13 protein-coding genes are annotated in these 13,286 nt (G+C 61.8%); 6 read left to right on the forward strand and 7 right to left on the reverse strand.

Annotated elements, in window-relative coordinates; genetic code table 11:
• The first annotated feature begins 192 nt into the window (after positions 1 to 192).
• The 4 genes from PVW51_RS05025 (at position 193) to PVW51_RS05040 (ending at position 6,433) form a co-directional block, all read left to right on the forward strand.
• Complete coding sequence (locus PVW51_RS05025) at positions 193 to 975, forward strand: alpha/beta fold hydrolase (protein ID WP_274573839.1); 783 nt, start codon at positions 193 to 195, stop codon at positions 973 to 975.
• A 60-nt stretch (positions 976 to 1,035) separates the two neighbouring features.
• On the forward strand, positions 1,036 to 2,247 hold the full coding sequence (locus tag PVW51_RS05030; RefSeq protein ID WP_274573841.1) for an SAM-dependent methyltransferase: 1,212 nt from the start codon (positions 1,036 to 1,038) through the stop codon (positions 2,245 to 2,247).
• Between the two features lie 184 nt (positions 2,248 to 2,431).
• Entirely contained in the window at positions 2,432 to 5,914 is a 3,483-nt protein-coding gene (gene carB / locus PVW51_RS05035; RefSeq protein WP_274573842.1) for a carbamoyl-phosphate synthase large subunit, read from the forward strand.
• A gap of 231 nt (positions 5,915 to 6,145) precedes the next feature.
• Complete coding sequence (locus tag PVW51_RS05040; RefSeq protein ID WP_274573843.1) at positions 6,146 to 6,433, forward strand: hypothetical protein; 288 nt, start codon at positions 6,146 to 6,148, stop codon at positions 6,431 to 6,433.
• Between the two features lie 51 nt (positions 6,434 to 6,484).
• Here the strand turns inward: PVW51_RS05040 and PVW51_RS05045 are convergent, their stop codons facing one another.
• Positions 6,485 to 7,333, reverse strand: coding sequence for a hypothetical protein (locus PVW51_RS05045; protein WP_274573844.1), 849 nt, complete (start codon positions 7,331 to 7,333; stop codon positions 6,485 to 6,487).
• A gap of 132 nt (positions 7,334 to 7,465) precedes the next feature.
• On the opposite strand from PVW51_RS05045, the gene PVW51_RS05050 reads away from it, so the two are divergent.
• Entirely contained in the window at positions 7,466 to 8,590 is a 1,125-nt protein-coding gene (locus PVW51_RS05050; RefSeq protein WP_274573845.1) for a beta-ketoacyl-ACP synthase III, read from the forward strand.
• Between the two features lie 19 nt (positions 8,591 to 8,609).
• On the opposite strand, the gene arsH is transcribed toward PVW51_RS05050, so the two are convergent.
• Both arsH and PVW51_RS05060 read right to left on the reverse strand, forming a co-directional pair.
• Positions 8,610 to 9,317: an arsenical resistance protein ArsH gene (gene arsH / locus PVW51_RS05055; protein WP_443287609.1), complete on the reverse strand. Its 708-nt coding sequence runs from the start codon at positions 9,315 to 9,317 to the stop codon at positions 8,610 to 8,612.
• Position 9,318: 1 nt separating this feature from the next.
• The gene (locus tag PVW51_RS05060) at positions 9,319 to 9,777 is read right to left on the reverse strand and encodes a hypothetical protein (protein WP_269361185.1); all 459 of its coding nucleotides are present in this window, start codon (positions 9,775 to 9,777) and stop codon (positions 9,319 to 9,321) included.
• 259 nt (positions 9,778 to 10,036) lie between these two features.
• Here PVW51_RS05060 and PVW51_RS05065 point away from each other — a divergent pair, with 259 nt between their 5' ends.
• Positions 10,037 to 10,618, forward strand: coding sequence for a thymidine kinase (locus PVW51_RS05065; RefSeq protein ID WP_269361187.1), 582 nt, complete (start codon positions 10,037 to 10,039; stop codon positions 10,616 to 10,618).
• Between the two features lie 355 nt (positions 10,619 to 10,973).
• Here PVW51_RS05065 and PVW51_RS05070 read toward each other — a convergent pair whose 3' ends face one another.
• From PVW51_RS05070 to PVW51_RS05085, 4 genes are all read right to left on the reverse strand, one after another.
• Positions 10,974 to 11,312, reverse strand: coding sequence for a tRNA-binding protein (locus tag PVW51_RS05070; protein ID WP_269361189.1), 339 nt, complete (start codon positions 11,310 to 11,312; stop codon positions 10,974 to 10,976).
• Positions 11,305 to 12,120 (reverse strand): pyrroline-5-carboxylate reductase, encoded by an 816-nt coding sequence (proC, locus tag PVW51_RS05075; RefSeq protein WP_274573846.1) that lies wholly within the window; start codon positions 12,118 to 12,120, stop codon positions 11,305 to 11,307. The genes PVW51_RS05070 and proC overlap by 8 nt, the downstream gene beginning before the upstream one ends.
• Positions 12,121 to 12,154: 34 nt before the next feature.
• The gene (locus PVW51_RS05080; RefSeq protein ID WP_274573847.1) at positions 12,155 to 12,655 is read right to left on the reverse strand and encodes a YbjN domain-containing protein; all 501 of its coding nucleotides are present in this window, start codon (positions 12,653 to 12,655) and stop codon (positions 12,155 to 12,157) included.
• Between the two features lie 338 nt (positions 12,656 to 12,993).
• The gene (locus PVW51_RS05085; RefSeq protein WP_274573848.1) at positions 12,994 to 13,239 is read right to left on the reverse strand and encodes an accessory factor UbiK family protein; all 246 of its coding nucleotides are present in this window, start codon (positions 13,237 to 13,239) and stop codon (positions 12,994 to 12,996) included.
• Positions 13,240 to 13,286 lie beyond the last annotated feature (47 nt).

A 13,286-nucleotide genomic window follows, 5' to 3' on the forward strand; every position in this document is an offset into this window, starting at 1 on the left:
TTGGGCGAAACCCCTTCGGGGCGGGGCGGATTTTGCCTCTGACATCCCGGATGTTCGCTTCCAATGATCACATTGCTGCGCTCATATCAGGGCGCCAGCGGCAAAATCCGTCTCGCGCGGGTGGGCGACGATGAGTATCCACAGGCCCTAAAGCGACTGGCACATTCGGCGCAATGGCGCTAACCCTTGGCCATGCTGAACTATCTTGAATATGGCACCGCATCCGGCAACCGGCCTTCGCTGATCATCGCCCACGGCCTTTTCGGATCGGGCCGCAACTGGGGCGTGATCGCCAAACGGCTCGCTGACAGCCGCCATGTCATCACCCCCGACATGCGCAACCACGGCACCAGCCCGCGCGCATCGACGCAAAGCTATCGCGACATGGCCGGGGATCTGGCCGAACTGATCGAGGCGGTCGGCGGTCCCGTTGACCTCTGCGGCCATTCGATGGGCGGCAAGACGGCGATGACCCTGGCACTGCTGCGCCCGGAACTGATCCGAACACTGATCGTCGCCGACATTGCGCCAGTCGCATATTCCCACACCCAGTCGATGTTCATCGACGCCATGCGTCAGGTGGACCTTGCCACGCTGACCCGCCGCTCCGAGGCGGAGGCGCAACTGACCTCTGCCGGGGTCGAACCCGCGCTGCAAAGCTTCTTCACCCAGTCGCTGGACGTGCCGAACAAGGCCTGGCGTCTGAACCTGGACGTGCTTGAGGCTGAAATGCCCAAGATCGTCGGCTGGCCCGAGGACCTTGGCGGCACTTTCGGGGGGCGCTGCCTGTTCCTGTCGGGTGGCGCATCCGATTACGTCCTGGCCGGGCACCGCGACCGGATCAAATCCTATTTCCCGGCCGCGCGTTTCGCCAAGCTTCCGGGTGCGGGCCACTGGCTGCACGCTGAAAAGCCACGCGAATTCGAGGCTGCGCTGCGCACTTTTCTCGATTCGGAGAGCGCGCCGGCCACTTGACCCTCTTGCCTTTCGCGACAAAAGGTTAACCTTTGGCGGTGAAGAGCATGAGGAAAGGTCATGTGGAAGTCTCTGTATGAAAAGATGATCAGCACCATGATGGTGCAGGATCGGCTGAAAACTGAATTCCCCGACGGTACAACAGCCACCTACGGGCCGGAGCAGGGCGAAATTGCCCAGGTCGCCATCCGGGACCCCCGCGCATTGCGCCAATTGTGCCTCAACCCCGACCTGGCCTTGGGCGAGGGCCTGATGAATGGCACCATTGTCCTGATCGACACGACCCTGGACGATTTCCTGCGCATCATCCTGCAGAACCGCGCGGCCGGGGATCAGCCGGGCTGGATCAAGACTGCGAACAGCGCCCGTTTTCACACCCGCCGCTTTATCCAGCGCAACACCCCGGAACGCGCCCGCGCCAATGTCGCGCATCACTACGATATTTCCGACGACCTCTACCGGCTGTTCCTGGATCAGGACATGCAATATTCCTGCGCCTATTTCACCGACCCCGCGATGTCGCTGGAGGATGCACAGGCAGCAAAGAAGGCACATATCGCCGCCAAACTGTGCCTGTCACCCGGTCAGCATGTGCTGGACATCGGATGCGGCTGGGGCGGCATGGCGCTGACCCTGGCGCGCGATTTCGACGTGCAGGTGACAGGCATCACCCTGTCCGAAAACCAGCTTGCCACCGCCCGGGCCCGTGCCCGGGCGGAAGGGCTGCAGGACCGCGTGACCTTCCGCCTGCAGGATTACCGCAATGTGACGGAAACCTTCGACCGGATTGTCAGCGTCGGCATGCTGGAACATGTGGGCGTCCCGAATTACGACACCTATTTCGCCAAGGTGGCCGAGCTGCTGAAACCCGATGGCGTGGCCCTGATCCACACCATCGGACGCAGCGCGCCACCGATGCCGCACAGTTCCTGGCTGAACAAATACATCTTTCCGGGCGGCTATGTGCCCTCACTCTCCGAACTTGCCGGCCCGATGGAACGCAGCGGATTGTGGCAAGCCGACATCGAGTTCTTGCGGCTGCATTACGCCTATACCCTGCGGCATTGGCGCAAGCGGTTCGAAGCCAATATCGACACCATCCGCGACATGTATGACGACCGGTTCATCACCATGTTCCGCTACTATTTCGCGATCTGCATCGCGGCCTTCGAACAACAGATGCAGGGCGTCTATCAGATACAGCTTGCCCACAAACGCGATGCGGTACCGCTGAGCCGTGACTATCTGTACCAGCCTGCCCCCGCAGCCTGAGCGACGGTCAGCCGCAAGGACTGGAACCGGCAGGTTTCGCCGCCCAAAAGTGTCCCCCGGGGCATTTCATTTCTTTTTGGCGAAAAATATCCCGCCTGCCCGGGGGTCGCGCGCCCAATCCGGCCTTGCGCCCGATCACGCCATGCCTATAACGCAGTGAATTTGCATATCAGGGGGCACTGCCATGCCAAAGCGCACCGACATCAAATCAATCATGATCATTGGTGCTGGCCCCATTGTCATCGGACAGGCCTGCGAGTTCGACTACTCCGGCGCACAGGCCTGCAAGGCGCTCAAGGAAGAAGGCTACCGGGTCATCCTCGTGAACTCCAACCCGGCCACCATCATGACTGATCCGGGCCTCGCCGATGCCACCTACATCGAACCCATCACGCCCGAGACCGTCGCAAAGATCATCGCAAAGGAACGCCCGGATGCGCTGCTGCCGACCATGGGCGGGCAGACCGGGCTGAACACCTCGCTGGCGCTTGAGGAAATGGGCGTGCTGAAGGAATACGGCGTCGAGATGATCGGTGCCAAGCGCGAAGCCATCGAAATGGCCGAAGATCGCAAATTGTTCCGCGAGGCGATGGACCGGCTGGGGATCGAAAACCCCCGTGCCACGATCTGCACCGCACCCAAGGATGCCAAGGGCAAGAAGGACCTTGCCGCCGGGGTCAAGCTCGCGCTCGAAGCGCTTGAAGACATCGGCCTGCCCGCCATCATCCGCCCCGCCTTCACCATGGGCGGCACCGGCGGCGGCGTGGCCTACAACCGCGAGGACTACGAATTCTTCTGCCGCTCCGGCATGGACGCCTCGCCCATGGGCCAGATCCTGATCGACGAGTCGCTGCTGGGCTGGAAGGAATTCGAGATGGAGGTGGTGCGCGATACCGCCGACAATGCCATCATCGTCTGTTCGATCGAAAACGTGGACCCGATGGGCGTGCACACGGGCGATTCCATCACTGTCGCACCTGCGCTGACACTGACGGACAAGGAATACCAGATCATGCGCAACCACTCCATCGCGGTGCTGCGCGAAATCGGCGTGGAGACGGGGGGGTCCAACGTACAATGGGCGGTGAACCCCGTCGACGGACGCATGGTGGTGATCGAGATGAACCCGCGCGTGTCGCGCTCCTCGGCGCTGGCCTCCAAGGCGACCGGCTTTCCCATCGCCAAGATCGCCGCCAAACTGGCGGTCGGCTTCACGCTGGACGAGCTGGACAACGACATCACCGGCGTGACCCCCGCCTCCTTCGAGCCGACCATCGACTATGTCGTCACCAAGATCCCGAAATTCGCATTCGAGAAATTCCCCGGCTCCGAACCGAACCTGACCACCGCGATGAAGTCGGTGGGCGAGGCAATGTCCATTGGCCGCACCATCCATGAAAGCATGCAAAAGGCGCTGGCATCGATGGAATCGGGCCTGACCGGGTTCGACGAAATCGACATCCCGGGTGTCGCCCCCCTCACCCCGGCCCTCTCCCCCTTGGGGGAGAGGGAGCAGCGCTCCCCGGAGAGCGGTTCGATCGAGGCTACAGACTCCGCTGCTAGCGGAGCGGGAGCCCTCTCCCCTCGGGGGAGAGGGTTGGGTGAGGGGGATCTGGCACCGGACCAGCGGGCCGCGCTCATCAAATCCCTCAGCAAGCAGACCCCGGACCGGTTGCGCATCATCGCGCAGGCCATGCGTCATGGGATGTCCAACGACGACATCCACGGCATCACCATGTTTGACCCCTGGTTCCTGGACCGCATTCGCGAGATCGTGGAAGCCGAAGAAGAGGTCCGGGCAAGCGGGTTGCCGCAGGACGCGAACGGGCTGCGGCACCTCAAGATGATGGGGTTCACCGATGCCCGCCTGGCGCATCTGTCGGGGCGGAGCGAGGCGGAAGTCCGTAGCGCCCGGCTCGACGCTGGTGTGAAGGCCGTCTTCAAGCGCATCGACACCTGTGCTGCGGAATTCGAGGCGCAAACGCCCTACATGTATTCCACCTATGAAGCCCCGATGATGGGTGACGTCGAATGCGAGGCGCGCCCCAGCGATAAAAAGAAGGTCGTGATCCTCGGCGGTGGCCCCAACCGCATCGGCCAGGGGATCGAATTCGACTATTGCTGCTGTCACGCCTGCTATGCGCTGACGGACGCGGGTTATGAGACCATCATGGTCAACTGCAATCCCGAGACTGTCAGCACCGATTATGACACTTCCGACCGGCTGTATTTCGAACCGCTCACCTTCGAACATGTGATGGAGATCATGCGGGTCGAGCAGGAGAACGGCACCCTGCATGGTGTGATCGTGCAATTCGGTGGCCAGACCCCGCTGAAGCTTGCCAATGCCCTGCAAGAGGCCGGTATCCCGATCCTGGGCACCACGCCCGACATGATCGACCTGGCCGAGGACCGCGAGCGGTTCCAGCAACTGGTGCAGAAGCTGGGCCTGAAACAGCCCAAGAACGGCATTGCCCATTCCGATGCCGAGGCGCTTGAAATTGCGGCCGACATCGGCTTCCCCCTCGTGATCCGCCCGTCCTATGTGCTGGGTGGCCGCGCGATGGAGATCGTGCGCGATCAGCAAAGCCTTGAGCGCTATATCCGCGAGGCGGTTGTGGTCTCGGGCAAGAGCCCGGTCTTGCTGGACAATTACCTGTCCGGCGCGGTCGAACTGGACGTGGATGCGCTTTGCGACGGCACCGATGTGCATGTGGCGGGCATCATGCAGCATATTGAGGAGGCCGGCGTGCATTCCGGCGACAGCGCCTGTTCGCTGCCGCCCTATTCGCTGGATCGCGCCATCATCGAGGAAGTCACCAAGCAGACCCATGCCCTTGCGCTGGCGCTGAACGTGGTCGGCTTGATGAACATCCAGTTCGCGGTCAAGGATGGCGAGGTCTATCTGATCGAGGTCAACCCGCGCGCCTCGCGCACCGTGCCCTTCGTGGCCAAGGCGACGGATTCGGCCATCGCCTCCATTGCCGCGCGAATCATGGCGGGCGAGCCGCTGTCGAACTTCCCCAAACGCGCACCCTACCCCGAGCAGGCCGCCTATGCCGACGTCTTGCCGCTGGGCGATCCCTTGACCCTGGCGGATCCGGACATGCCCTGGTTCTCGGTCAAGGAGGCGGTGCTGCCCTTTGCCCGCTTCCCCGGCGTCGACACGCTTCTGGGGCCGGAGATGCGCTCCACCGGCGAGGTCATGGGCTGGGACCGCGACTTCCCCCGCGCCTTCCTCAAGGCGCAGATGGGTGCCGGGAACGTCATGCCACGCGAGGGCTGCGTCTTTATCTCGATCAAGGACATGGACAAGACGGATGACATGCTCTCCGCCGCGCGGATCCTGCTGGAGCAGGGGTTCAGCATTGTCGCCACCCGTGGCACCGCCGCATGGCTCAAGCAGCACGGCCACGCCTGCGAGACCGTCAACAAGGTCTACGAAGGCCGCCCCGATGTCACCGACATGATGAAGGACGGGTCTGTGCATCTGGTGCTGAACACCACCGAGGGCACGCAGGCGGTCGAGGACAGCAAGAGCATCCGCAGCATCGCATTGTTCGACAAGATCCCCTATTTCACCACCGCCGCGGGGGCCTATGCCGCCGCGCTGGCGATCAAGGCGCAGGCGGAGGACGAGATCGGGGTGAAGAGCTTACAGGGGTGAGCGCCGGTCCGGGCAAAGCCCGGCAATCGCTCCGGTGGAGCGATTGAGACGCGAACGGGCGGAGCCCAGGCCATTTCATGCAAAACGCGGCGACGGGCAGCGGCAGACCCTGGGTCGGCACGGCTGACCGGCGCTGCTTTGGAGGTTGAAGCCGGGCCTGGCCGATGCGTGCCCTCCCGTTAAACGAGAAATCGTGTTATCCTGCCGTCAGTTCAGCCAGAGGAGGCCCCCATGTTCCGCGCCATCATTCCCACCCTGCTGCTCATTGCCGCCTGCACCCCCGTCCCCGGCACTGCCCCCTCATCCCTGCCCTTTTTCGGGAACGGCTACCGCTTCGACGGCGATGCCTGCCGCCGTCTGGGCGAGGATGCCTATACCAATCAATTCCTCGACGATGCCGCCGATCTGGTCGGCTGTCCGGCGGATCTGGAGAACCTTGGCGTCTTTGTCATCGACACCGGCGCGCAGGAGGTCGCGCGGCGGGATGGTTATGTGCTCTACTCCGTCCCGCTGCGCTAAAGCCCCCCGCCTTAAACTTGTATCAAGTTAAAGCCGGGGCGCTGTAAGGCGTCACAGAGCGGCGTATTTGCCCATCAACCTGGTGAGCCGCTGGCTGAGTGTCTCGCCGATGACGGAGGCCTTTTGCAGGTCGCGCACCTCCAGCGCCTCGCCATTGGCCGCCGCCGCAAGCAGGTCACGCAAAGCCACCCATTTGGAAGCCACCTGCCCCAGGCCGAGCTTGATGCCGATGTTCGGCGCCCCGGGCAGCCCGCGCACAGCATCCCCTTCAATCAAGGCGGTATTGATGCTCTCAAATAGGGCGATCTTTTCGATCATCTGCGCCGGTAGTTCGGCAGAGCCAAGCGACAGGCGCAGATAGCACAGGTCGCGCAGCAACTCCTCGATCAGGGTCCGCTGTCCGGCCAGATGCAGCAGTGCCGCCTGCTGTTCTGCGGAGAAATCACCCTCAAGATACCTCGGACCCGCGGCGCGGGCGGCGGCAAGCAGACCATCGGCGACATCCTGATTGCGCGACAGCAATAGGCGCATCGGCACACTGTGAAAGTCACCCGATACGATCTGTTCCGCCGAACGTGTCACCCCGAAAGACATCCGCTGTATGCGGGACAATTCCGTGCTGTGCGCCGGATCCCTCTCAGCCGTCAGCGCCGGATCACCCGCGCCGTCGATCAGCGCCTTCATCATCTGTTCGAACGCCTGCGCCTCATGCAACGCGGTCTCTGCATGCAGTTGCGATTGTGATCCCGACATCACGAAACAGGTCGACTTCGCCACCCGAAGGGCACGCTGCGCCTGTTCCGTCAACAGGGTCACCCGCAGGTGGCCTTCGGATTGCGCCAGGGCGGCGCCTGCCGACACCAACAACAGGCACAGAGCAGCCCTTATCGTCTTGATCATGCCCGGCTCCCTTGCTTGCCCCCGCAGGACTACAGGGCAATCTTTAACAGAAGCTGACCGCCGGTCCTTGTCCTGCCCCTTGCCCAGCGCCCTTTGCCCCGGTTAGTTTGACAAAACTCAAGAGGTTACCGAATGTTCACACCCGTCATCACCGGCACCGGCATCTTCACCCCCGATCAGATCATCACCAATGCGGAGCTGGTGGCCTCGTTCAACGCCTATGTCGATCTCTATAACGCGGAACATGCCGCCGCCATTGAAGCGGGCGAGGTTGAGGCCAAGGCGCATTCCTCCGAAGAGTTCATCGTCAAGGCCAGCGGGATCGAGCAGCGATATGTGATCGACAAGGCGGGCGTTCTGGACCCGCAGGTGATGCACCCGCTGCTGCGCCAGCGCAGCGATGACGAACCTTCGCTGATGGCCGAAATGGCACTGGATGCCGCCAGCAAGGCGCTTGCCAAGGCGGGCAAGACGGCAGCGGATGTGGATGCGGTGATCTGCGCCGCCTCGAACCTCGAACGCGCCTATCCGGCGGTGGCGATTGAAATCCAGGAACTGTTGGGCATCAACGGCTTTGCATTCGACATGAATGTCGCCTGTTCCTCTGCAACCTTTGGCATCCAGGCGGCGGCGGACATGGTGCGCAGCGGCTCGATCCGCTCTGCCCTGGTGGTCAATCCGGAAATCTGTTCCGCCCATCTGGAATGGCGGGACCGCGATTGTCACTTCATTTTCGGCGATGTGGCCACCGCCACGCTGATCGAGCGGGAGGAGGCCGCAAAGGGACCCTATTTCGAAATCAGATCAACCCGTTGCGCGACGCAGTTCTCAAACAACATCAGAAACAACAACGGCTTTCTGCGCCGCTCCCGGCCCGACGGTGTAGCCGACCGGCGCGACATGCAGTTCATGCAGAATGGCCGCAAGGTGTTCAAGGAAGTGCTGCCGCTGGTTTCCGATCATGTCGCGGGGCATATGGCCGACAATGGTGTCGTCAGCGGTGATCTGAAACGCATCTGGCTGCATCAGGCCAACAAGTCGATGAACGATTTCATCGGGCGCAAGGTTCTGGGCCGGGTGCCGGAACCGGGCGAACAACCCAATATCCTGCAGGATTACGCCAATACCTCCTCCGCCGGGTCGATCATTGCCTTTGCCAAATATTCCGACGATCTGAAGGACGGCGATATGGGGCTGATCTGTTCCTTCGGGGCGGGATATTCGGTGGGCTCCGTCATCGTGCAAAAACACGGCTGAGCGCACTGCCTAAGCCGCGTCAGAGGGATTTCAGCGATACCCTTTTGTGAACTTCCTCCGCGCTTTCCACCCGCTCGGAATACCGATCCACCAGATAGTCGGCACGCCCGCGCACCAGCCAGGTGAACTTGACCAGTTCCTCCATCACATCGACAACGCGGCTGTAGAACGGCCCCGCAGGCAGCTGCCCTGCGTCATCGAACTCCAGCCAGGCCTTGGGGATGCTGGACTGGTTGGGAATGGTGACCATCCGCATCCATCGTCCCAGAATACGCATCTGATTGACCGCGTTGAAGGACTGCGATCCGCCGCTGACCTGCATGACCGCCAGAGTCTTGCCCTGCGTCGGCCTGATCCCGCCTTTCAGGGAGAGGGGCAGCCAGTCGATCTGTGCCTTCATCACCGCCGTCATCGCCCCGTGCCGTTCCGGGCTGGACCAGACCATGCCTTCGGACCACACGGCAAGATCGCGCAGCTCCTGCACCTTGGGGTGATCAGCATCCGCCCCATCGGGCAGCGGCAGACCTGTCGGGTCGAACATCCGGGTCTCGCAGCCCAGGTGCCGCAGGATACGCGCCGCTTCAACCGCGGCCTTGCGCGAATAGCTGACGTCGCGCAGCGAGCCATAAAGCAGCAAGATGCGCGGCTTGTGCCCCGGATCCCCTTCTGCGCGCAATTGGTCCGTGTCGATCTGCGGCAAGGCATCCGCTTGCAGGGAGGACAGCAAATCAGCCACTTTCTTCTTCCAGGTTCAATTTCATGTCGATCAGCACCTGCTGCAGCATCGTCGTCTCGCGCAGCAGCCGCTTTGCTTCGTTGACCGTGATCCGGCCATCTTCCATGGATTGCTGATACTCGGCCATCAGCATCGCGAAACGCTGGCTCAGGGCGATCACATCGGAATTCACCCCACCCGAGCGTGGCGCATTCGGGCGGCCGTCATGAAAGGACAATTCGACGCCCCGCAGCTCTGCCAGGGCAGCGGTCACATGAGGATAGCCCGCCGCCTTTTCAAGCTCCGCCACCGCATCAATGGGCATGAAGCGATCGGCATGTTCGGCGTTGTCTGAATAATAGCGTCCCAAGGTCGCCTTGGACTTTCCGGTCAGGGCGCAGGCAGGCTCGATCCCGACATCCTTCACAAGGGCTTCGGTGTGTTTCTTCAAATAGCTGCCCATTCCGGCCATAACTTCGCTTCTCCGTTATCCGGCGCTTCCCCTTCGGGGGAAAGCGCCTCGGTTTTTCCCATTAACCGCAGACCCGACAGATGTCATTCACATTCTATCCGCAGCGTACGCGGAATGACGAGTGACCTGCGGACCCTGCGCAACGTCTGTTTTGGTTCGGCCATTTCTGAAGAGGGAGGGAACTTCAGGCCCGCAGGGCAGCAAATGGGCGAACCCTTTTGCTTGATCGCCGTGACAAACCTGACGTATGGGATGCGCCATGGCCAAACTCTATTTCCATTATTCAACCATGAACGCGGGGAAATCCACCGTTCTGCTGCAAGCTGCGCATAACTACGTCGAACGGGGGATGCGCCCCTATCTGCTGACGGCACAGCTCGATGACCGCGCGGGCGAGGCGCGCATCGCCTCGCGGATCGGCATCGGCCAGAAGGCAGATACCTTCGCCCCCGAGGAAAACCTCTTTGCCAAGATCGAAACCCGGCTCACCCAGGGGCCATGTGCGTGTATTTTCGTGGACGAGGCACAGTTCCTGAGCCCGGATCAGGTCTGGCAACTGGCACGGGTGGTCGATGACCTGAACGTGCCTGTCATGTGCTTTGGCCTGCGGGTTGATTTTCGTGGCGAATTGTTCCCGGGCTCTGCCACCCTGCTGGCCCTGAGCGATGAAATGCGCGAGGTCCGCACCATCTGCCATTGCGGCAAGAAGGCCACCATGGTGGTGAGGATGGATGCAGACGGCAAACCCCAGCGCGACGGGGCTCAGGTTCAGATTGGCGGCAATGAAACCTATCTTTCCCTCTGCCGCCGCCATTGGCGCGAGGCGGTTGGGGATAAATGACAGGTGGAATGTTTTCATAAACCGATCATTTTTGATCCCTATCCACAGCAATTCGACGATTTCTTGTGAATATCCGATAGCGGCCTGAACTTACCCCCACAGTCGATATCGGAAGTGCTACACCGCCAAACTTTCGCAATACCCCTCCTGGCAACACGAAAATCCGCCAAAAAGCACGCATTCTGGTCGCGCTGAGGGCAAAATCCCGCATCACGACGCCTCCAACGGCACCACAGAGCCGATGTGGAAATCAGCTCCGCACAGCTCACGCAGGACTTCAGGAAAGCGGCATAACTCCTTGATTTAAATCGCCCCGCCTCGAACCTGCATCAGATCAAAGGCAGGGCGCTGAAATTCAATGCATCCGCCCGCCGTCGGGAACCTCCTGATCCGGCGACAGCAGCACGATTGCCCCGTCCTTGTCCGGAACCCCCAGGACCAGGACCTCGGACATGAAGGGACCAATCTGGCGCGGCGGGAAATTCACCACCGCCATCACCTGCCGCCCGATCAGCTCATCGGGTGCATAATGTACCGTGATCTGCGCCGAGGTCTTGCGCGTGCCGATCTCCTCGCCGAAGTCCACCCAGAGCTTGATCGCGGGCTTGCGTGCTTCGGGAAAGGGTTCCGCGCGGATCACCGTGCCGACGCGGATGTCCACCTTCATGAAATCATCGAAATCAATCTCAGCCACGCGACAACTCCCTTGATCTGTCCGTGGCCGCCGCCACCGCGCGGTTCAAAAGCGCGGGAAACCCCGTTTCTGCATCCATCAGCACCTCAAGCGCAGCCTGGGTCGTGCCATTCGGGCTGGTCACATTGATGCGCAGCTGCGTGGGGTCTTCCGCCGCCTCCATGGCCAGCGCCCCGGCCCCGGCGACCGTCGCCTTGGCAAGTTGCAGGGCCAGGTCGCGCGGCAAGCCCTGGGCCACGCCGGCATCCGCCATGGTCTCAATCATGTGAAAGACATAGGCCGGGCCCGAGCCGCTGACCCCGGTCACCGCGTCGATCTGCGCCTCTTCGGTCAGACGCACGACCTCGCCCACGGCGCTGAGCAGCGCTTCGGCCTCGTCCAGCGCCGCTGCACCGGCAGCGGCATTGCCCACGATGGCCGTGATCCCGCGCGAAATCGCTGCAGGCGTGTTCGGCATGGCGCGCACGATGGGGGTCTGCGCGCCCAGAACATCTTCGAAATAGGAAATCGGGGTCCCGGCAGCGACGCTGACAAACACGGTGCTGCCTTTGCCCATGGCCTGCAGGGTCGGCAGGGCCTCTGCCATCATCTGCGGCTTGACCGCCACCAGCACAAGCGCCGGTGTTTCGGGCAGGGTTTCGTTCAGATGAACCCCCTGCCCCTGCAGCCAGTCAGATGGCACAGGGTCCATGACCCAGACGGAGGTTGGCGGCAATCCGCGCCCCAGCCAACCGGCCAGCATGGCCGACCCCATCTTGCCGCAGCCCAGCAAAACCAGGCCTCCGGCAGCAATCCGACTGTCTTTCATCACAAATCTCCCGCGTTAAACTCGCGGGAAACTGTTACGCGTGGCCGTAGGCCTCCGCAATGGCGACCTGAAGCGCATCTTTCGGTGTCCGGTCACCCCAGATCAGCAGTTGCAGCGCGGGGTAATACCGTTCCGCCGACATGACCGCAGCGGTGATCATCATGTCGATCTGCCCGGCAGAGGCATCCTGCCCCCCTGCAAGCACCAGGCCATAGCGATAGACCATGAGCTTCTGCTCGGCCCAATAGGTAAAGCTCCCCGCCCAGCATTGGTCGTTGATGGCGTTGAGCAGTTCATAGACCCCGGGCAGGGAATGCTCCGGCGGGTCCATGTCGAAGGTGCAGATCAGCCGCAGCGTTTCGTCGAACGCGGACCAGGCCAGGGTAATCGAGTAGGTGCGCCACTGGCCCTCGACGGCCATGGCGATCTGCTCATCGGAAATCCGGTCGAAATCCCATTCGTGATGGGCCGCCAGGTTTTCCACGATATCAATGGGGTGAATGTCTTCTTCAAGGTATTGCTCGGACAGGGCCATTTCGCCACCTCTTTTTTAGTCCAGAGCCGTGGTGCGCCTGCGCCACCAGCTATGGATGCCTGCACTAATAGGCGGGGAACATCTCCACGCCTATACCAGATATGGTGGGCGATAAGCGTGACCTGTGGCAACCTTTTTCTTGGGGATAACTACAAATTGCGGGGGATATCTCCAATATATTGTGGGAAAAACAATCACTGCCGCAAAATCTTAGCGGTGTTTTTCTTTTTGGCCTGAAATATCCATGCGCTCCCGCGCAAACGGGTGCCCCCTCAAGGGCCGGGTGATCACCCGCCCCTTGCAATAAACTGGAATGGCGCGGCAGCGCCGCCTTTGGGTCAGCCCTTCTTTGTCTCCAGCGCGTCGAGCCGCGCCCTGAGCGCCTCGTTTTCCTCGCACGCCTTCTGCGCCATCGCGCGCACCGCGTCGAATTCCTCGCGGGTCACAAAGTCGCGATCCGCCAGCCAGCGGTCCATCATGCCTTTCAGCGCGGTTTCAGCCTCGTTCCGGGCCCCCTGTGCCACGCCCATGGCATTGGTCATCATCTGGCTGACGTCGTCGAAAAATTTGTTGCGGGTCTGCATGTCTCGCCTCCGGGGTTCGCTTTCATCCTATATGGGGGCCACTTGTC

It is taken from the genome of Sulfitobacter sp. PR48, assembly GCF_028807335.1.
Taxonomy (GTDB): domain Bacteria; phylum Pseudomonadota; class Alphaproteobacteria; order Rhodobacterales; family Rhodobacteraceae; genus Sulfitobacter.